Here is a 21,626-nt window from a genome sequence, read left to right on the forward strand (position 1 = left end):
CTCTAAAATTTAAAAAATCTAATCACGTTCATTTCTTACCCTCTTAGGCAAACTGAGAAATGCAACGCTTGCAAGAGAAAGGTTTACTTGGCTTAAGCCTAGGTTTGTTTAATTGAGTAGACGAGAGGTTATTTGGAGACTTTTAGCAGGAGGGATGCAAAGTAAATTCCATTCTTTATGCTAAGTAGACTTTTCCTTGTAGGATAACATAAAACACGCTAGATTAATTGCTTTCATCAATGAAATGGAAGTATCAAATGTCTCAAGCTAAAGTCCAAAGCGCCATTACTCCTACACGCGAACAAGATTATGCCGAATGGTTTCAGCAGGTAGTTAAAGCAGCTGATATGGCCGAGAACTCTCCTGTCAGAGGGTGTATGGTTATCAAGCCGTGGGGTTATGCAATTTGGGAGAATATCCAATGCCAGCTTGACGAGCGCATTAAAAAAAGCGGGCACGAAAATGCTTATTTTCCTCTCTTTATACCCTTAAGCTATTTAGAAAAAGAAGCTGAGCATGTAGAAGGATTTGCTAAAGAATGTGCTGTTATTACCCATCATCGTTTAGAAGAGAAAAATGGTCGTTTAGTTCCTACCGGAGAATTAGAAGAACCGCTTATTGTTCGCCCTACTTCAGAAACAATTATTGGAGAGTCTTTTTCGCGTTGGGTAGAATCTTATAGGGATCTACCTTTGCTAATTAACCAATGGGCGAACGTGGTACGTTGGGAAATGCGTCCCCGCATATTTTTGCGCACTACCGAATTTTTATGGCAAGAAGGGCATACTGTACATTCTACCGCCCAAGAGGCTTTAGATGAAACCCTGCGGATGCTAGAAATGTATAGAGAATTTGTAGAAAACGTTCTGGCTCTTCCTGTTATCATAGGAGAAAAATCTCCCGGTGAGCGGTTCCCTGGAGCTGTAAGCACCTACACTCTTGAAATGATGATGCAGGATCGTAAAGCATTACAAGGGGGAACTTCGCATTATTTAGGGCAAAATTTTGCTAAAGCTTCTAATATACGCTTTAGCAACAAAGCGGGGCAGGTGGAGTATGGGTTTACAACTTCATGGGGAATTACTACTCGTCTGATTGGGGGTATGATTATGTGCCATGGCGACGATGATGGCCTAAGAATGCCTCCACGTATAGCAGCAAAGCAAATTGTAATCATTCCTGTAGTCCCGAAACCTGAGATGGAAGATGAAGTGTGGGCCTATGCGGAGAAGATTGCGCGCAGCTTGCAAGAAGTTCAATATGCGGGGAGACCTCTCAGCGTGTGGATTGATAAACGCGACAAACGAGGCGGAGAAAAAAGTTGGGAGTGGATTAAAAAAGGAGTGCCTTTGCGTATTGAGGTAGGACCACGCGATATAGAAAAACAATCGGCAATTGTTTATAGAAGAGATAAACCTCATAAAGAAAAACTTTCCATGCAAATAGAACAGATTCCTACTGAAAGTTTAAGGTTATTAGAGGAGATTCAATCGACCCTTTATCAGCAAGCTAAAGAATTCCGGGATGGAAATATTCGCCGCGATATTCATACTTTTGAGGAGATGAAAAGCTTTTTTACTCCCTCCAACCTGGATAAGCCTGAAATTCATGGCGGATTTGTTCTTGCCAAATGGTGTGGAGAAGAGGGAACAGAAAAAATGCTTGATGAATTGAAAGTCTCTATCCGCTGCTTGCCCATGCATCAAAGCGGTACGCAGGGCCATTGCATTTTGACTGGGAAACCTGCTACCTTAGATGCTATATTTGCAAAATCTTATTAATCCTAGCTTCATTGCCTAGTATTCTAAGGCTCTAATCTCTTGCCTTTTGAGTTTTTTCTTAAAAAGGGCTTTAAGCTGTTAGATTTTTTATAGAGAGAAACTTACCAAATGTTATAAAAATTTTTTGTAGCTCTTTAAGTAGGCTGAAAAATTAGGAGATGAAGAAGAGAGAAGGAGTCTAAAGCTTTTAATCTACAGCAATAAAAAATGAGGGCTTGCTATCGGACATATAGCCAATGGCGAGCTACATTTAAAGAGGAAAAAATTTGCTTAGATTGTAGAGGATTGCGAATATTGTTAAGCTCTGTTTCTAATTTGTCGTCCATCTGTTTTTTTTGTTGTTGAAGCTCCTGCCAATTGTCATCAGTGAAATTTTCTTTTTGAGAAATAAAGGTGGTCAATTGCTCGGGAGAAATTTCCAGTTCTTCTAAAAAAGCATGGGTATCTTCATCTAGCTTTTCTAAACGAATAGCCAACTCTCGCATTTTCCTTTCATTTATATTGAGTTTTTCTTCTAAAATGTCGGGAGAAAACATAAATAACCTCTTTAAATGAACGATAACTAACACTTTATCATCAAATTAAATAAAATTCAATTATTCATTAGTATTTACTGCTTTTTTCAAGGATGGACCGTGCTAAATCTAATTTACTTTTTTCCTGTTTGTGGAGCTGTAATAGGAATAGTGAGCGTGCTTATGACCTACTTTCTGCTAAGAAGAAAGCTAAAGAGGAGCCAGCATGACTTGGTTGCTCAATTAGGTAAAACTCTCAATCAAATGGATTTATTGCCTAATGCTCAGGAGCTGTTGGAAGATAATTTACAGGAAATTATAGAAGATTTAAAAAATCAGATTCCTATGGGCGCTATGCTTTTTACTAAGGCAGTATCAGGAAAAGTTCAAGGTTTAGTCAAAGAGAATCTTTTAAAAAGAATGCCTGCATTAAAAGAAAAAGCCTTCATCTATCTATCTTCTAGAATAGAAGTGGAAAAATTGCTTTTACCTTTAGTTTACTCAGAGCTCTATACTCTATTATTTTATGGGGCGTTAATGGGATTTTTAGTAGGGTTACTCACTCTTATGTTGGTTTTTTAGAAAAGACAATCCAATAGAAGCAACAAGAATAACGAATATTACACTTAAGGTCACCCCAATAGGAAAATGTAAAAACCCTGAAAGCAGCATTTTTAATCCAATAAATACCAAAATGATAGCTAAGCCATAATGAAGATAATGAAAAAGGCGTAGCATGTTCGCTAGAGCAAAATAAAGGGAGCGCAGCCCTAAAACTGCAAAAATGTTAGAAGAGTAAATAATCATTGCATCCTGAGTAATACCCATAATGGCCGGGATGGAATCAATAGCGAAGACAACGTCAGTGGTCTCGATAGCTAAAAGTACAAGAAAAAGAGGGGTAGCGAAAAGTTTTTTCTCTCTTTTTACAAAGAAATTATCGCCTTCATAGCCTTCTGTTAAAGGAAAATAGCGTTTAAAAATTTTAATAATTAGGTTGTTTTCTGGGGAGTTGCCAGCAGTTGAAGCCTTCCCTAGCTTAACACCTGTAAAGATAAGGAATGCGCCGAATAAATAGATTACCCATGAAAAAGTCTGGATTAGAGCTATCCCGCATAGGATAAAGAAGGCCCTCATAACGATAGCTCCCCAAATGCCCCATAAAAGAGCTTTATGAGTGTAGCGCTCGGGAACTTTAAAGTAAGAAAAGATAATGAGAAAAACAAATAGATTATCTATACTCAAAGAATATTCAATAAGATAGCCTGTTAGAAAACTTAAGGCATCTTCAAGCCCTCTTGTCCAGTAGATCCCTAAATTAAAAGCTAGGGCGAGGCCGATCCAAAAACTTGTAGCAATGAGGGCTGTCTTTATGGAGAGTGTTTTTTCTTTAGCATGAAAGAATTTAAAATCCAACCAAATAAATATTAGAATGGCAAGATTGAAAAGAAGCCAAAAACTGATCGTGTTTTCAAACATAGGGTTGATACCTTAAGCCTTCATAATCGTTTATATTCCTGAATGAGTGGAACTTTTACTCGCCGTCTCTCATTTTCCTGCGCTGTTATTTTTCCCTATCTTTTTAGATTTTTAGCTTTAAGTAATGAAAGCAGTGGAAATTTACTTTACCTTTTGATTTTTTAAAAAATTAGCTTTTGCAGAAAGCCTCATCTTTTGCAGGCTATCCAAGAATTTTCTTTTTAAACTCTTTTGAAAAAGAAATAAAGTTTTTTATGTTTTTTGCTTGTTTTTTATAGAGACCCTCTCCTGTTCGATAGAACTTAACTCCTTTCCTTTATAAGCAAGCTTCTTTTGCTCTATTTAAAAAAATATGCGACTTCCTAAGATAGCTTGCTGCTAGGCCTATTCTATATTGAAACAGAATCTCTCATTCTATATCCTAGAAGGTAATTATTAGGTAAAGAAAAGGTTGGAGTATGCAATTAAAAAAGATAAAACTTTTCGGATTTAAGTCATTTGCAGAAAGCACTACTCTTGAATTTAACGAAGGGATTACAGCTATTGTAGGCCCCAATGGTTGTGGAAAATCTAACATTGCCGACGCTTTTCGATGGGTGTTGGGTGAGCAATCTGCTAAGTCTATGCGTGGGCATAAAATGAATGATGTTATTTTTGCTGGTACCTCTACACGTAAAGCTCTTAATTTTGCCGAAGTGGCTATAGTATTGGATAACTCTGACAAGACTTTACCCATTGAATATACCGAAGTAGCCGTTATGCGACGCCTTCACCGCAGTGGGGAATCCGAATACTTTATTAATGGTCATCAAGTACGCCTTAAAGACATCCATAGCCTTTTGCTTGATTCGGGTATGGGGAAAGATGCTTATTCTATCTTTGAGCAGGGAAAAATTGATCAGGTTATTAACTATACCCCTTTAGAAAGACGATATATTTTTGAAGAAGCTTCAGGAATTCTTCGTTTTTTGCAACGTAAACGCGAAGCTTTGCGCAAGTTAGAGCAATCCGATCAGAATCTTATGCGAGTTAAGGATATTCATTTAGAAGTTGAAAAGCAAATCATTGTTTTGGAGCAGCAAGCTGAAAAAGCGCGCCTTTTTAAAGAGCACAAGCAACAATTAGAAATTTTGGAAAAAGGCATTTTTGTTATTAAATATGACAACTTACAACATAGATGCCAAGAGATATTTAAAAAAGAAGAGACGCAGAAGTTGTTGCATGCGGAAATGTTAACAACTATAGAAGAAGTGAAAAAAGAATTACAAGCAGCCAAAGCTATTCAAGAAGAAAGTGAATTGGATTTACGTAAGCAGCAAGAAAAGCTTTATCAAACTCAAAGTGAAAAAGAAATTAAGAGACGCGAAAAACTTTCCTATCAAGAGCGTTTAAAAGAAACGGTTACAAAAGAAAAGCGCTGGCAGCACGAACTGGAAAATATGTTAGAAAAACGGCAGATGCGACAAGCTGAAAAAGTTAACATACAAAAACAGCAGCAAGAGAGGGAAGAGTGCTTACAACAAATGTTAACAGCTTCGCAACTGCAACGCGATAAAGTTAAAAGTATGGAAAACGAGTTGTCTGCCGTGCGCGAACAATATCAGCATGCTCAGCATAAGTTGATAAAATTTGTACAAGCCGAAAGTGAGATAGAAAGTAATCTTAAGCAAAACAATGTGCGATTAGAGAACCATCAAGAACGCCGAGAATATTTACTGAGCCGTCAAGAACGCTTAAATGAGCTAATTAAAGAACTGCAATCTCAAGTTATCGAAAAGAAGAAAATTGTGGAAGAAGTTGTTGAAATTGTAGATAACCAAAGAGAAATTTTAAATGAGCAAGAACAGCAGATTCAGGTATTGAGTGCTGAGATTAATGTCCTTCAATCTAATTATATAAGCTCTCAAAGTGAGCTAGCTGAAGATAAAGCACGCCAGAATGTTCTCTTAAGATTGCGCGAAGATAAAGAAGGCTTCACAGCTAGCAGTAAACACCTTTTGCAAGAATCATCCAATATTAAAAGCCCTTTATACAATAAGATTTATGGCTTATATGAATATCTAACCCCCCAAGAGGGAGCTGAAAAGGCTTTAGCCCAGATCATGAAGCCTTATGCACAAACTTTAGTGGTCCATACATCTCAGCATCTTAAAGAGGTAATAGAATATGCAGCCGCAAATAAGCTAAAAGACTTTTCTTTAATCTGCCTCGATCGTCTTACTGCATCATCCCTCGAGCTATCTCCTCTCTCTCCTAAGGCTAAAGAGTTAGCCCAGCTTGTTGGGGCTCCTGTAGGCTTAAAGCAATTTTTGAAGGATTGTTTTATCGTCGAAACATTAGAGCAGGCTGAAGAGCTTTCTGAAAATTTCCCTGAAGCTAGCATTTGGATAATAGATGGCTCTTATATCGATAGGCATCGTGTCTTTTTCTCGATTTCTCAAGGGGAAAATAATGTTTTTCTACGTGAAGCTGAACTTAAAGCTTTACATAAAAGCGTAGAGGAAAAAGAGCTACAAATAAATAATCTTCAGACGAGATTGAAAAAATTAAAAGAAAGACACACCCAACTTCAATTAGAAAGAAACGAGCTGGATAAAGGTATTCGTCGAGAGGAAATGAAGCTGGTAGAAGTAAACTTTGCTTTACAACGAACCCAAGGGGATCTAGAAAAAGCGTTAAATGAAGTTAAGCAGCTTGAGGCCGAAGATAAAGCTCTTGAGCTAGTTAGCGAGCAACTCTTAAACCTTCTTAGCGAACTTGAGTTAAAATATCATGATGCTAAAACAACCTTAGAAATTGAGCAAAAATTATCCACCTCTCTTCATGAAGAAGTAGAGAAAAGATTACATCTTTTAAAAAGTGCCCGTCATGAGATGCAAGAAAAAGAGGCTATTCTACAGGAGATAGCCGAAGAAAATCGCAAGCTTATCCATGCCTTAAATGTATTAGAAGTGAAGGATTTGGAGAGTCAACAACACGAAGAGCATTTGTTAGAAGAGATTGAAAATGGACAGCAAGTAAAAACACAGCTCAAGCAAAGTGTGCAAGAATTTGATTCCATGTTAGAAAAGACGGAAGGCAATTTGAAAGAATTGGTAAACTTGCTTGCAGGAAAAGAGCAAACAGTTGCAGAAAAAAAATTAACCCTTGCTGGAATAGATGAGCAATTATCTCGATACTACCAGGAGTTAAAACAGCTAGAGAATGAGCTCCATCAAACGGCCATTCAGTTAGCTCATATAGAATCTTCCCGCCAATCATTAGAGAATGAACTGCAGCAGCGCTATCAAATAACTATCCATGAAGTTAAAGCTTTAGATCTTCCTCTAGAAAAAAGTATGGAGCAAGGAGAGAAAAAAATTCGCGCTTTACGCCAAACGATAGAGTCTGCAGGTGATATCAATATGACTTCTATTCATGAATTTGATCAACATAAAGCTCGTTATGAATTTTTGAATCAACAGATTGATGATTTGAGCGGATCTAAACAAGAGCTTATACAAATCATTGCTCATTTAGAAGGAGAAAGTAGAAAGATTTTTAAGGAAACTTTTGAGCTGATTTGCCACAACTTTAAGAAAAACTTTAAAATTTTATTTAATGGAGGGGAAGCTGATCTTCAATTTACTGACACAGAAGATATTCTGGAAGCAGGCATAGAAATTATTGCGCAGCCCCCCGGTAAGCAGATGCGTTCGATTAACCTGTTGTCTGGGGGTGAGAAATGCCTAACAGCTTTAGCTTTATTATTTGCTATCTTTGAAGTTAAGCCCGCGCCTTTTTGCATTTTAGATGAAATTGATGCTCCCTTGGATGATACGAATGTGGAAAGATTTGTCAATGTCGTAAAACACTTCTTAGAAAAATGTCAATTTATCATCATTACCCATAATAAAATTACGATGTCGATTGCAGATGTGCTCTTTGGTGTCTCGATGCAAGAACGCGGAATATCTAAACTCCTCTCTCTTGAATTTTCCAACCACAGTGTTTCTGCCTCTACTTTATAGATGAGGTTGTGAGAGAAAAGGATAAAATTCAAATTTCTTAGAAAAGAGGGGTGTTTTAAATAAAAATGTTGATGTTATTAAGAAATTTAATAGAAGGTAATTTGTTTTCTCTTTTTATAATAATACGCTTTTGAACTACTCCTTATGTATCCCCATACTATATAAAATCCCTTTCGCTAAGCAGAAAGACATCTCTCAGATGGTTGGACATGTAGACTAAGTTTCTTTAAAGCGTATAAAGACTTAAATTTTTCAAATCTCCTCAATAAGCAAAGGCTATTGGTTTAAAGCCCCATTAGCGAACTATTAAGCTAATAGCTTTCCTCTGGCAAACTAGAAATTTTTTATAGCCAACGCCCAAACTTTTTTATAAACCATATTTTTATTAGCTGGGTGAGAAGGCAATATCCTAATAAAATGATTAATAGCCAAGGAAAATAACTCCAGGGCAAAGGTACCAATCCAATGCTTGCTCCTATGCATGCATAAGGAAGGTAAATTCCTATAGCTATAATTACCCAGGTGGTTAATGTAAGCGGCCATGCGGCCATGCTTTGAATAAAAGGAATCTTGGGAGTTCGAATCATATGAACGATTAATGTCTGAGAAAGTAATCCTTCTATAAACCAGCCCGTTTGGAATATAGATTGTTTCTCAGGAGTACTGGCAGCAAAAATGAACCACATAACGGCAAAAGTTATATAGTCAAAAATTGAGCTTATAGGCCCTACTACCAGCATGAATTTAGCTATATCTCCAGGCTCCCAACGCTGAGGATAGGCTAAAAACTCTGGATCCATGTGGTCCCAAGGTATGGTCGCTTGTGAAATCTCATACAAAAGATTTTGAATTAGTAATTGAATAGGCAACATGGGTAGAAAAGGAAATAAAGCACTAGCTCCTAGAATACTAAACACATTTCCAAAATTTGCACTTAGAGTCATCTTTAGATATTTGAGAATATTACCAAAGGTCTTACGCCCTTCGACCACCCCAGCGTTTAAAAAAAGTAAACTTTTTTCTAGCATGATGATATCAGCTGATTCTTTAGCGATATCGACAGCTGTATCAACAGAAATCCCTACATCAGCTTCACAAAGGGCAGGAGCATCATTAATTCCATCTCCTAAATATCCTACTGTATGGCCATTAGATTTTAATGAGGCAATTACTCTAGATTTTTGAAGAGGCGTTAATTTAGTAAAAAGGGTTGTGTGGTCCACTATATCTGAAAGTTCTTTATCGTTCATTTTTTCAAGTTCATGCCCGGTAAGAGAATTTTCAACTTTAAGATTGACCCACTGGCAGATTCGATGGGTTACCCACTCATTATCTCCTGTTAAAATTTTAACCTGAACATTTTGGCAGCGTAATTGAGCGATGGCTTCTGCGGCTGTTGATTTAGGAGGATCAAGAAAAGTTAGTAAGCCGAGAAGTATCATCTCCTTTTCATCCTTTTCCGTATATTCCTTGCTCTCAGTAGGCTCTACGCATTTGTAAGCCACAGCTAAAATACGCATGCCTTCTTGATAAAGTTCCTTCGCTAAGCTATTTATTTTATCTTTGAGAGAAAGAGACAAAGAAAGAGTAGAGCCTTTTATTTTGACCTCACTACACAGGCTTACAACTTCTTCAAAGGCACCTTTACAGATTAAAAGATGTTCTTGTGCATTTTTTTCTACGATAACAGACATTCTTTTACGCACAAAATCAAAAGGAATTTCGTCTATTTTTTTATAATTGCTTCTTAAATCTAAAGTTTTTTCTATTTCGCTATGTTCTAAAATAGCTTTGTCTAGAAGATTCCTGAGGCCGGTTTGATAAAAGCTGTTTAAATAACCAAAAAGCAACACTTCTTGATTATCGTTTCCCTCGATATCTAGATGCCTCTCTAGGATGACTTTATCTTGAGTAAGTGTGCCCGTTTTATCTGTACAAAGGATATTCATAGCTCCAAAATTTTGGATGGCATTTAAGTGTTTGACGATTACCTGATGACGAGACATGCTTACGGCACCTTTAGCAAGATTAACAGTGATAATCATAGGAAACATTTCAGGTGTTAGACCTACGGCTACTGACAACGCAAAAAGTAAAGACTCCAGCCAATCTCCTTTAATGAATCCATTCAACAAAAAAACTATGGGGACTGTTATGCACATTAGCCGAATGAGCAGCCAACTGACCTTACTAATTCCTGTGTCAAAAGCGGTTAGGGGACGAGGGTGGGTTATGCTTTTTGCCATTCCACCAAGATATGTATGCTCTCCCGTTGTTAGGACAACTGCTAGAGCAGTTCCGTTGAAAACATGAGTGCCCATGAAACAAAGATGGGGCATTTCCCATAAATTTTCTGTACTCCTAGCAGGATGAGAAATAGCTTCTTTTTCGACGGGTAAAGATTCTCCTGATAGGGATGACTGGCTAACATATAATTCTTTGGCAGAGAGTAATCTCACATCTGCTGGTACCATATCCCCCGCTGATAGATGGATAATGTCGCCAGGTACTAAAAGCTTAATATCTATCTCTTGCTTTTGTGGCTCACTATTCGAGTCTTGACGCCGCAGCACGGTTGCTTGGGTACTTACCATGGCCTTAAGTTTCGCTGCCGTCTTTTTCGACTGCCACTCTTGAAAAAATCTTATTATCACGCTGATAGCTACCATCACTGAAATAATAATGGCTGCGTCTATATTACTTAAAAATAAAGAAATGCCTGCAAGCATTACCAACAAAACGATAAAAGGATTAATAAAATACTTTAATAGCAGAGTGTATTTATTAGCAGGTTTATCGCCTTTAATATCATTTAGCCCATACTTCTCAAGTCTAGCCTCAGCTTCATCAGTCGTTAATCCCTTAAGCGTTGTATTTAATTTTAGCAATACTTCTGTAGAAGAGATGTTTAAAAAGGGAGTTAAAAGAGAAAAAGTTTGCCTGCTCTCTTCAGGAAGTATAGGGGAATGCAAAGAAAATTTGAAAGCTAGAGGGAAAGAAACTTTACTGAGAAAAAACTTTCTCATCTAGGGTCCCTTTTATTAAAGAAAGCTGAAACTTTTAAGCAAAATAGAGGAATTTGCAGGCATTTAATCGAGCCCGCCTGCTTATCTAAAAAAACTCAAGTAGTGCGTCTAATTTTTAGTTAAACTCTCTTGCTAGCCTTATTCCAAAAGATGTTTTTTAGCCTTAAGAAACAATAACTTAAGACTTAGAAACAATCTTCGATTCTAACCGTTTGTAGCTTATTAGATACACTTTAAGCCATCTTAATTTTTAGGCGAATGGCGGCGAATAAGAGCTAGGGTCACCTCGGTTTTAGGTTCAATTTTTTTTAAGTCTATTTGAGCAATTTGTTGAGGAGTTAAAGAGAAAGCTGATCGCATATCAAATAGATCTCTTTTTAAACAGTCTATAATTTGCGCTGGCATAAAGAATTCTAAAGTTTTTATAGGCCTAGATATGTGATCGACTCCTAGAATTCCTTTTAACATGTCTGGAGTTATGCTCTCTTTTTTAAAGTCAATCGCTTGGATTTGTTCACGGCTAAGATAATTAAGTAAGGAAAGCGGTATAATCGGCAATAAATATAAAAAGCTACTTTTCCCAAGGTTTTGCAGACTCTTATCTTTTGTAGTAAGGGTATGCATAAAAACATTGATAGCAGCCTTACTAGCAGGAGAGAGCGTAAGAAGTTCAATTTTAGTGAAATCTATCTGCTTAATTTTTTTTGCAGAAAGTAGACGTGCAGCTTGAGGGCTGAGTAAATCTCTTTGTAGGCAGTCGATGATTTGCTGAGGTTCAAAAAATTCCAGTGGATTATTTTTTTTATTTGTTCTGGATTCTCCTACAATTCCATCCACCATAGCTTGCGTAATGTTTTCTTTTTTAAAATCAAGCCGTTGAATCTGTTGCTGGGTCAAATAATTAAGATAAACGGGCTTTAACAAAGGCAATAAGTATAAGAAGCTAGGCTCTTGGAGGCTTTTTAAACTAGAGTCTTGTATAGTGAGCCTATTTATGATTGTATTCAGGCAATCAAAAATAAGGGGATCCTGTTCGAGCTTATATAAATCCAATTGTGTAAAATCTAGCTGTTCTACCTGTTTTCCTGAGATAGACTGTAAAGCTTCAGAATTGAATAAATTTCTTTGTAAGCAGTTGATAATTTGCTGAGGCGTAAAAAATTGAAGGTTGCTAGGTGAATTTGTTTGCTGCCATCCTTTCCATCCTATTATCCCGCTGACCATAGCCTGTGTAATTTTCTCATTTTTAAAATCAATCGCTTGAATTTGCTCTGGTGTTAAATGACGAAGATAAATAGGGTTGATGAAAGGCAATAAGTATAAAAGGCTAGCCTGCTGAAGGCTTTGTAAGCTCTTATCTTTCTTGGTGATTGTATCGATGATCGTATTGAGGATCATTTGATTATGCTCTTGTTTATATAGATTCACTTGCGTAAAGTCTATATTTCTCACTTGCTCAAAAGAGATTAGCCTACTAATTTTTCCATCAAATAAGCCATTATTTAAGCCAACCACTAGAGCGCTTGCAGATAAAGCTTTGATTCTTTTCTCATTCTTGTAAATAATTCTAAACTGCTTAGCACTTAGAAGATCGATATTAAGGCCTAACTTTTGCTCTTCAGTCAAGCATTCGATTAAATTGCTTGATAAATGCTCTATCACCAGCTCAAGGGAACTTATATTTACTTGGCGTAGATCCCATAAAGTCAATTTTTTCAAAGTCTCGGCGGAATTAATAGCTAAGCCAAGCTCTTTCTTTCTTAACATCGTGGCTTGCTGGCTTAAGAACTTTGCCTGCCTGGTAGATAATTTGTTAATAGCGTCTATGCTCATATTAGACACTTCTTCTTCATCTAGCAGAAAAATTTTAAGAGTCGACTGCTCCCATGCAGCTTCGAGGTCTTTAATTTTCAGCTTCTTGAGAAGAGGATTTTTTGCTAATCGTCGAAAACGAGGTAGCAACTGAAAAGATTGGTTAAATTGATTGAGCCTATCCTCAATACGCTTCTGAAAACTAAACAAGCCCTCTTCATGTAAGCCTGTAATTTGTCGCATTTCATGTTCTTCTCTTTGGAGCCATGTATGCAGCGGTTGCTTCATGACACCCTCTATCCGATTATGATAGCGATCATGCGTTTCTGTAAAAAGATTACCTGGCTGATTTAGCTGTGCCTCTTTTGGCTCTAAGGTAAGGATAGGAGGGATCTCTTTTGTATTTAAGCTTTCAATTTCCTTAGTAGAAGGAAAAAAGAGTTGAAAAAGTAGAGATTGGCTTTGAGGTAAAAGAGCAGACTTAGGTATTGAGGTGCTTTCTTCAGGTAGAGCTTGCGGGGTAAACGTAGAGGAAAGCTTTTCCTTTTCTAAAGAGTGATAAGTAGGAGAAGAAAAAGAGGGAAGAGGATTGACCTCTTTTTTAACTGCAGAATGCTTTTGCTCAAGTAGAGTTGGGGAAGAAAATTTATTACTGCCTATATTTTTGGTTTTCTCATCGGTCGGATTTAACCTGGTCAAGACTTTAATCTGCTTAGTTTCGATGCCGCTTATACATTCGTGCCAAAATTTTCTTACACTTTTTGATATCAATGCTAATCCACAAGAAAAAAAGGTAGCAGCCAAAGCTATTAAGCCTTTTTTTACTCGCCAGGCATAGCTAGAATGATAAATATTTTCAGTGTAGATGGTGTAAGATCTGCCCGCTGAATCTTTCTTTACAATGGACGGTAAGCTGTGATCCCTTAACTCGTGTGTCGCAACATCTAAATCTTCCATTTTCTCAGATCTTCTAGAAGCAGATGTTTTAAAAGCACTGGCATATGTCATATTATTTCTCACTAAATAATGAAAATTGATTTTATTATATAAAAATAGAGTTTAAATAACCAGATAAAATATGAATAATACTCCCAAATTATTATGATTAATGAATTTTTAAGGGAAAGACTTTAGTTAGTAGCTTAAATGGAAGGATCTATTGATTCCATCTACTAAGACCTTATCCATTCACGCGTATACGTTCCTTCTTGAAAATGGCTTAAAATTGACCTTTTTCCTGCTCTACAGAAATAATCACAAAGTATAGGAAAAGAATTTTTGTATGTCAAATAAACCAAGGTTTGCCATTAAAGAAATAATTCTTGTGGCAAATAAGAGGAAATAAATGAAATAAAATTTTTTATTCTTTTTCCTTGCATAAGTTGCTATTCTACTTTTTACCTTCCTGGAAGGTGTGCCGATGGAATGAATTGTTGTATGTTATATTTTTCTTTTGCATTTCTCTTAACTAAAGGTAGCTTATCTAACTATCCTCATACTAAAAAAGTCCCAAGGTAGAGAAAATTCTCAATTACAATTTGCAAATGTACTAAAGAAAATGTAAAATTTCCTAGGAAATACAAGATGCTATAAGCTTGGTGAGCCTTGCCCTTGCTGTAGGGAGCCGGTTTGGGCTAAAGCAGAACATAAAGTAGCTTTGTATTATCGGACGAGCAAAGAAATCGGGTGCAGCTTCTTTTAAATTTAAGAGATAAAAGTTTCTGAAGAGCGATTAAGCCCCTTCAATAATCTGGGTGGATGAAGGTTACACGTGGCTTTTTCTCTGTTTGAGTATTAGAAGGTCTCTTTAAACATATTGTAGTCTACCTCGCTAACCCCTAGAGGATTAATAGGTCTTACTAGATAAAAGAGCTGCCAAACTGTTATTTGGTAAAATGTTTTTTAAATTAATTTTAACTTGTCTTGTTATCTAACATGGCTCCTCACTAGAAAGTAATCAAAGGGTTTCAATAAAACCTATAGATTTTATAAAAAATTCTACCCTTGCCTTACATGCTAGCTCCCCATAGGTGAGCCTGCCCTATTTGCAAGGATTTATTAATAATCGTTAGGCCATGGGAGAAACCCTACGCTTTATAGCTTTATATCAATATTAATTCAGGCAAGCAGGAATATCCTATTTAAAATGGCTAATAAAATGTTTTGAGCTATCTCTAATTAAAACTTAAGAGATAGCTAAGAGTCTAAATAGATGCCATGGCTAAGATATTAACCAAAGCGGTGGGGGCAAGTGTGACCCCACTTGCCTGTCCTTTTTTTAAAGTGTTTTTGGAAGCTTTAGCTTTAAACGGGAGAAATAAGAGATGAGATATATTATTGGAATTGATTTAGGAACGACAAATAGTTGCATTTCATATGTGGATACTCAACATCCCAAAGCTTCCATTCAATCTTTTGCTGTACCTCAGCTGCTGGGGCCCAGCTATATAGGACTACGCCATACCTTACCCTCTTTTGTATATCTTTCAGCTCCCATGGAGTGGCAAGGAGCAGCTTTAGATTTGCCTTGGAAAAAAAATAATGACACATTTGTAGGCTTTTTTGCCCATGCACACGGAGCTAGGGTCCCCACGCGGCTTGTTCAGTCGGCTAAAAGCTGGCTAAGCTATTCAGTTGCTAATAGAAATGATAAAATCCTTCCCCCTGAAGCTAGTGAAGCGGATCAAAAAATCAGCCCCTTGGAGGCCACAGCGCATTATTTGAACCATATTCGTCATGCCTGGAATTACCTCATGGCTAAATCGAATCCTGAGGCAGAGTTTGAACAACAAGAGATTGTTCTGACAGTTCCTGCTTCTTTTGATGAAGTAGCAAGACGTTTAACTGTTGAGGCTGCTAAGATAGCAGGATTTATTCATTTAACCTTGCTTGAAGAACCCCAAGCAGCTTTTTATAGTTGGATCTCTTTACATGAAAATCAATGGCAGCAACAGATGCAGGCAGGACAAACTATCCTTGTCTGTGATGTAGGAGGCGGTACTACGGATTTTAGTTTGATAGAAGTGCAGCAAGGAAAAAGCGAGCTAACTTTAAACCGTAGGGCTGTAGGCGATCATCTGTTATTAGGGGGTGATAACATGGATATTGCTCTTGCCCACTATCTTGAAGAAAGGCTATCTCATGAGTATGGAAAAAGAGATTTTCAGCTTATTCAATGGCTGCAGCTGAAACATCAAGCTAAAGCTGCTAAGGAAGCTTTGCTAGAAAATGCAGCCTCTGCTGTAGACCATTTTACAGTTTTGTTGCAAGGTTCAGGGTCTGCGGTAGTTAAAGGAAGCTTATCTATCCAGGTTAAACGCCACGAAGTGGCTCATTTATTGTTAAATGGGTTTTTTGCACAATATTCTCTTGAAGAAGCCCTTCAATTACGCAGATCTACAGGATTTCGGATGGTAGGCCTTCCCTACGAAGAAGAGCCTTCTATTACTAAACATTTAGCTACGTTCTTAAAGCGCTCGCAGTTTCAAAAAGCTCCTGACTACATTCTTTTTAATGGGGGTTCCATGGAGCCTACTATTTTTCAGCAAGCTCTTATATGCTCGTTGGAAAGATGGTATCCGGGCTCACAAACAAAAATTTTGGAAAGCGTAGGTCTTGATATAGCTGTGGCCCGAGGAGCCGCTTACTATGGAAAAGTACGTCGAGGCTATGGAGTAAGGATAGCTAGTGGAATACCAAAAACCTATTATCTAGGAATTGATGTTAAAAAATACGATGGCACAGTTTCAAACCAAGCTTTGACTCTTTTGCCTCGAGGAGCTGAAGAAGGTGCAAGCTATCAATGTGAACATACTTTTTCATTGCGGCCCAATGTACCCGTCTCGTTTAGCTTATATACATCACAAGTGCGTTTAGATGACCAAAAGGGAGATATAATAGAGATCGATAATCAAGAACTGCAGGCAATGCCTGCCATTCATACCATTTTGCGTGTAGGGAAAAAGCAGCTCTCTGAAAGTGTCTTAGATAATATCCCTGTAAAGCTTCATATAAAGCTGACAGCTATCGGCACATTAGAAGTATGGTTGCAATCGTCAACAACCGGGCATCGCTGGCCTTTAGAATTTCAAGTACGGCAGATATCAGGCCAAGAAAATAATGTTTCCTCCTTAGAGTCGAAACGTCAGGATGAAAGTTTTGATTCCTCCTATTTAAAGTCATCTCAAGAGTATCTTCGTGAAATATTTACAAGCTCGACTAAAGCAGAAAAAATGATGGAAAAATTGGAGAATTATTTAGATAGAGCACGCCTGGATTGGCCTTTAAGCCTATTGAGAGGATTGTTTGATACCTTGTTAAGCTTAGCTGATCAACGTAAAGCTTCTGCTGATCTTGAGCCACGCTGGTGGAATATGATAGGCTTTTTTCTGCGACCTGGCTTTGGCTATCCTTTGGATGATTTTCGCATTAAAGAATTATGGAAAATTATTTTAGGAGATTTTAAGTTAGCCAAGTCTTTTGAATGCCTCATTCAACAGTGGATCTGTTATCGCCGCATAGCGGGTGGTTTAAATAAAGGCCAGCAAATTCAGTTAGCTAATGATATTCTGGCCACCCTATTACCTAATAAGACTTCTAAGATTATTCTTAAAAGTAAAAATGATATCTATTCTTATTCAGAAAAAATAAGAACGTTAGCTTCATTTGAATGGCTCGATCTGGCTCTAAAAAGAAAAATAGGACTAGCCATTCTCACCCGCATTTGTGCTGGTGAAGCAGTGGCTGCAGATTATTGGGCTTTGGGTCGTATAGGGGCCCGTCATTTAATCTATGGATCTCTAGCTTATGTAGTTCCCAGCGAGGAGTGCTCTAAATGGATTGAATCTTTACTTAAGCTTTCTCCCCACGATCCATTAGCTCATCTTCTAGGTCAATTAGCTAGGAAAACGGCTCATCGTGAAGTAGATATTTCGCAAACTACTGTAGATAATATTTTGAACACTTTTTCTCTTCTTCCTCAACATGAGCATTTGCAGAGAATGTTGACTCAAACTGCTACTTTAACCTTACAAGAGCAAGAGCAGGCTTTTGGTGAGAAATTACCTGCCGGCTTAATTTTAGAAAGAGAAAAATAGGGATAGAAAAACTTTTTATCATAAGGAGCAAAGCCGAACGAGTATAAAGCTTAGAGAAGTTAAGCACTTATGCTATTAAGTATGATGCAAACTTTTTAAAGAACTTGTTTATTAAAAGGTCTGGGTGGGCAAGTAATACCCTTTAAAAAAACTAAGTCTGCATACCTAACCTTATGAAAGTTACCTCTCTACTTAATGAGAGGAATTTTATAAAGTACGGGATTACATAAGAAGTAGCTTGAAAGCGTATAATTAATAAATAGATTGTTTTGAATTAGGGGGCAGTCGGTAAGCTTGTAAAAAGCGTTTCTACTTCTGGAGAAGGAGGAGAAATTGATGAATGGCTGACAAGTTCATGGGCTCGTGATAAAGCTTTTAACATATGATGCTGAGGCTGCCGCTCATCAAAGACAAAAAGGTTTTCCTTACCTAACGATTCAATAATCCCTGAGGCACAAAATACATCCCATAAAGGAGGCGTAATTCCGCAAGTGATTAAGTGGCGTTCTGAGTTTTTAAGATAATTATTCAGCTGTTGCAAGGCAAGGCAGGAGGTGGCATCAATATCGCGCGCATTTTTAAGTTGTAAAATGATAACTTTAGTTTTGTTATCATCTTCTGTAATGGACTTCAATGTGGATTGAAACAAATCAGCTGCCCCAAAGAAAAGTTCTCCTTCTACTTTGATGAAACGTATGTTTTTTTCTTTATGAGCCCCAGATCTATCGAGGTTAATAAGCTCACCTGCCTGGTCAAAATCATATTCGATTAGTTGTGGGATAGCTGCTTTTTTTAGATATAAGGTAATTGAGATGATGATACCAATGTAGAAGGCAACATCTAGGCTAAAAAATAGGCATGATAAGATGGTAGCCCACAAAACTAAGGCATCCGAATTAGTCGCCTTCATGCATACAAGGAATTGTTTAGGATTTACAAGATTGGCGGCAGTGATTAATAAAATGGCAGCAAAAGTTGTTAAAGGAATCTTGGTGATGAAAAAGACAAAAGCTCCTAACAATAAGGCAACAACTAGTGAGTTCATAATACTAGCAAAGCGTGTTTTGGCTCCCAAGGTAACATTAAGGTTACTGCGGGAAGCACTGCCTGAGATAGGCATAGCTCCAATAAAAGAGGCGAGTAAGTTACCCATTCCAATCCCGAAAATCTCTTGATTGATTGAAAGGGCATGACCTGTTCCTGCAGCGATTGATTTGGCAGCCGAAGTTGTTTCCATAATACTTAAGAGCGCAATAGCAAAAGAGACAGGAAGCAATTCATTCATAATACCGGTATTAAAAAAGAATAACTTAACATGAGGAATAGCATTTTTTAATTCCCCAGTGTCTTCTACTAAAAGAATTTTATGCACGGATTGCTGGGCATCAAAGGCAAAGAAATGATCAATAAAATTGCCAATAGCGGGGATCTGTAAAAGATAAACGCTTACAGCAGCAAAGATTAAAGAGAGAAAAGCTGCTGGAATACGCTGATTGGTGCGTCTTAAAAAAATAAGCAAGGCCAAGCTTGCCATTCCTATCAAAGTCGTAGGAATATGGATGCTACGCCATTGAGCTAAAAGATAGGCTCCTCGTTCATAAAGTGAATGGACGCCAGGCATGAAGCTGAGGCCTAGGAGAACGTAGGATTGAGTAATTACCATTGCAAGGGCAGTGCCGACAATATAGCCTATAATAACGGTATAGCTGACAAATTGGGTAAGCCTTCCTAACTTGCATCCTGCTGCTACGATCTGTAAAAAACCGGTTAAAAAGGTTAACTGCGTTAGGATTTGCAGAGCAATAATATCGCGATCTACTCCGACTACTTCACGATAATGATGATAAAGAACTTCTGCTGTGCCTGCTTGTACCAAAATAGCAATGGCGTTACTAGGACCTACTACAAGTTGAGGCGAAGATCCTAATAGACTCGCTAAAATAGAGGAATAAATGGCTGCAAAAAGACCACTCGATAAAGGCAGGCCGGCAAGAAGAGCTGCTGCCATCGCTTGAGGCAAAGTAATCAAGGCCACGGTTAGAGCAGCGATTGCATCACTGCGGAAAGTGTTCCAAGAATAAGCGGAAATTTCCCTTTTTAAAAGAGAAAATGAGATGTCATCTGAAAGGTAATTGGCGCCCATAAAAAGAGATTTGTTTTTACACCAGTATACTAAATTAAATTTATAGAAAAGTCTATTTATTTTTAACATTTAAAATGTTATGATTTGTCAACTAAACATTAAAATCGATAGAGTTATGACACATTTACCTAAACTAGCTATTGTAGGACGACCTAACGTAGGAAAATCCGCTCTTTTTAATCGTATCTGTAAAAAAAAGATCGCCATTGTTGATGAAGCTGAAGGAATTACACGCGATCGTTTGTATAGTCAAGCTGAGTTTTTTGGCAGAGCTTTTGAAGTAATCGATACTGGCGGGATGGATTACCATTCGCACGCAGATTTTAATGAGCATATTTTACGCCAAGCGGAAGTAGCGATTGAAGAAGCGGACACAATTGTAATGGTAGTAGACGCTCATCTGGGAATTACTAAGTTAGATAAAGAAATTTCAAAAATTTTGCTAAAAACTAAAAAACCTGTTTGCTTGGCTGTCAATAAGATTGATAATGGAGCCCAAGAATACCTCTTGCATGAATTTCACTCTCTAGGAATCAAGAAGATGATTTCAGTATCTGCTGCGCAAGGCTGGCACATGGCTGAGCTTTTAGAGGAAGCCTTTGAAGACCTAGAGCAAGACGACTTGCAAGCAGAAGAGGATTTGGCTACCAAAGTAGCAATTGTCGGGCGTCCCAATGTAGGGAAATCCTCACTTATTAATTTTCTATTAGATGAAGAGCGTTGCATTGTGAGTCCCATTCCAGGTACGACTAGGGATAGTATAGATGTTTCTGTAACCCACCAAGAAGATCATTTTCGCTTAATCGATACAGCTGGTATACGTCGTAAGCATGCTGAACATGAAGTGGTAGACAAATTTGCAGCTATTCGTACGGAAAGGGCTATAGAACGCGCAGATATTTGTGTGCTGATGTTAGATGCCCAACAGGGTATGACCGTACAGGATAAAAAGATTGCTAATAAAATTGAAGAAAGTGGCAAAGGATGTATTCTGGTATTTAATAAATGGGATCTGGTTAAGGGATTTCGTATGGAACATTGTTTAAAAGACATCAATGACGAGGTTTCTTTTTTAAGCCATTGTCCTAAGATCTTTATGTCGGCTACCACAGGAAGAAATGTTGAAAAGCTTTTTGAAGAAATTAAAAGCGTGCAAGAACATTCTTTAAAGCGTATTCCTACGCATCAGCTTAATAAATTTATTGAAAGTGCGCTACAGAAGAATCATCCTCCCATGATTGGCGGTAAACGCTTAAGGATTTACTACATGGCGCAAGTTGATGTACAGCCGCCCAAGTTTATCCTTTTTGTTAATTATCCTAACCTGATGAGTGAAAGTTATAAGAAATATCTTTATAATCAGTTCCGTGAAACTTATGGATTCGTAGGAGTTCCTTTAGAACTGTATGTAAAAGGAAAGAAAAAAACTACTTTCTCTGAACGAAAGGCCAAAAGTCAGCTTCAACCTCAGGAAAAGTATCAAGAAGATGATGAAATCGTACAGGCTTACGAGGATTTTGAAGAAGAAGAAAACACCTTATAAGTTTCTTATTATCCCATAATTTTAAAATAGAAAGCTTCTTTCAGTCCTTTACCCTTTATTTATAGCTGATGGCTTTTAAAATAATTTGTAATCAAGCTCTAAACCTTTATGAAGAGGCATGCTTACTTAACCGCTCTCTGTGAGTTGTGATTACCTCTTGATTATAAAAAGGAGAGGGAAAATTAAGTGCTTTCTGAATAAAAACTAAGTGAACAGACTTT

At 37.5% G+C, this 21,626-nt stretch carries 10 protein-coding genes; 5 read left to right on the plus strand and 5 right to left on the minus strand.

Features of this window, described 5'->3' with window-relative positions; genetic code table 11:
- The first annotated feature begins 257 nt into the window (after positions 1–257).
- Positions 258–1,781, plus strand: a complete 1,524-nt coding sequence (proS, locus tag DB42_RS02610) for a proline--tRNA ligase (protein WP_044881649.1) — start codon at positions 258–260, stop codon at positions 1,779–1,781.
- Positions 1,782–1,999: 218 nt separating this feature from the next.
- On the opposite strand, the gene DB42_RS02615 is transcribed toward proS, so the two are convergent.
- Entirely contained in the window at positions 2,000–2,317 is a 318-nt protein-coding gene (locus DB42_RS02615) for a hypothetical protein (protein WP_039386350.1), read from the minus strand.
- Between the two features lie 99 nt (positions 2,318–2,416).
- On the opposite strand from DB42_RS02615, the gene DB42_RS02620 reads away from it, so the two are divergent.
- Positions 2,417–2,878, plus strand: a complete 462-nt coding sequence (locus DB42_RS02620; protein WP_044881613.1) for a hypothetical protein — start codon at positions 2,417–2,419, stop codon at positions 2,876–2,878.
- On the opposite strand, the gene DB42_RS02625 is transcribed toward DB42_RS02620, so the two are convergent.
- Positions 2,852–3,775 carry a TerC family protein gene (locus DB42_RS02625; protein ID WP_044881614.1) on the minus strand — a complete coding sequence of 308 codons (924 nt, stop codon included), beginning with the start codon at positions 3,773–3,775 and terminating at the stop codon, positions 2,852–2,854. The two genes, DB42_RS02620 and DB42_RS02625, sit on opposite strands and share 27 nt — an antisense overlap.
- A gap of 458 nt (positions 3,776–4,233) precedes the next feature.
- Here DB42_RS02625 and smc point away from each other — a divergent pair, with 458 nt between their 5' ends.
- On the plus strand, positions 4,234–7,785 hold the full coding sequence (gene smc / locus DB42_RS02630) for a chromosome segregation protein SMC (RefSeq protein ID WP_044881615.1): 3,552 nt from the start codon (positions 4,234–4,236) through the stop codon (positions 7,783–7,785).
- A 344-nt stretch (positions 7,786–8,129) separates the two neighbouring features.
- Here the strand turns inward: smc and mgtA are convergent, their stop codons facing one another.
- Together mgtA and DB42_RS02640 are read right to left on the minus strand one after the other, a co-directional pair.
- On the minus strand, positions 8,130–10,811 hold the full coding sequence (gene mgtA, locus DB42_RS02635) for a magnesium-translocating P-type ATPase (protein WP_080502687.1): 2,682 nt from the start codon (positions 10,809–10,811) through the stop codon (positions 8,130–8,132).
- Positions 10,812–11,054: 243 nt separating this feature from the next.
- On the minus strand, positions 11,055–13,631 hold the full coding sequence (locus DB42_RS02640) for a hypothetical protein (RefSeq protein WP_044881616.1): 2,577 nt from the start codon (positions 13,629–13,631) through the stop codon (positions 11,055–11,057).
- Positions 13,632–14,947: 1,316 nt separating this feature from the next.
- Between DB42_RS02640 and DB42_RS02645 the strand changes: the two genes are divergently transcribed.
- Positions 14,948–17,719 (plus strand): hsp70 family protein, encoded by a 2,772-nt coding sequence (locus DB42_RS02645; protein ID WP_044881617.1) that lies wholly within the window; start codon positions 14,948–14,950, stop codon positions 17,717–17,719.
- A gap of 274 nt (positions 17,720–17,993) precedes the next feature.
- On the opposite strand, the gene DB42_RS02650 is transcribed toward DB42_RS02645, so the two are convergent.
- Complete coding sequence (locus tag DB42_RS02650; protein WP_044881651.1) at positions 17,994–19,862, minus strand: SulP family inorganic anion transporter; 1,869 nt, start codon at positions 19,860–19,862, stop codon at positions 17,994–17,996.
- Positions 19,863–19,977: 115 nt separating this feature from the next.
- Between DB42_RS02650 and der the strand changes: the two genes are divergently transcribed.
- Positions 19,978–21,405 (plus strand): ribosome biogenesis GTPase Der, encoded by a 1,428-nt coding sequence (gene der / locus DB42_RS02655; protein WP_044881618.1) that lies wholly within the window; start codon positions 19,978–19,980, stop codon positions 21,403–21,405.
- Positions 21,406–21,626: the final 221 nt, after the last annotated feature.

It is taken from the genome of Neochlamydia sp. EPS4, assembly GCF_000813665.1.
Classification (GTDB): Bacteria; Chlamydiota; Chlamydiia; order Chlamydiales; family Parachlamydiaceae; genus Neochlamydia.

Bases quoted from the DNA above. Each gene is read 5' to 3' on its own strand.
- mgtA (WP_080502687.1), bottom strand. From the start codon at position 10,811: ATGAGAAAGTTTTTTCTCAGTAAAGTTTCTTTCCCTCTAGCTTTCAAA.
- DB42_RS02650 (WP_044881651.1), bottom strand. From the start codon at position 19,862: ATGGGCGCCAATTACCTTTCAGATGACATCTCATTTTCTCTTTTAAAA.
- proS (WP_044881649.1), top strand. From the start codon at position 258: ATGTCTCAAGCTAAAGTCCAAAGCGCCATTACTCCTACACGCGAACAA.
- smc (WP_044881615.1), top strand. From the start codon at position 4,234: ATGCAATTAAAAAAGATAAAACTTTTCGGATTTAAGTCATTTGCAGAA.
- der (WP_044881618.1), top strand. From the start codon at position 19,978: ATGACACATTTACCTAAACTAGCTATTGTAGGACGACCTAACGTAGGA.
- DB42_RS02625 (WP_044881614.1), bottom strand. From the start codon at position 3,775: ATGTTTGAAAACACGATCAGTTTTTGGCTTCTTTTCAATCTTGCCATT.
- DB42_RS02640 (WP_044881616.1), bottom strand. From the start codon at position 13,631: ATGACATATGCCAGTGCTTTTAAAACATCTGCTTCTAGAAGATCTGAG.
- DB42_RS02615 (WP_039386350.1), bottom strand. From the start codon at position 2,317: ATGTTTTCTCCCGACATTTTAGAAGAAAAACTCAATATAAATGAAAGG.
- DB42_RS02645 (WP_044881617.1), top strand. From the start codon at position 14,948: ATGAGATATATTATTGGAATTGATTTAGGAACGACAAATAGTTGCATT.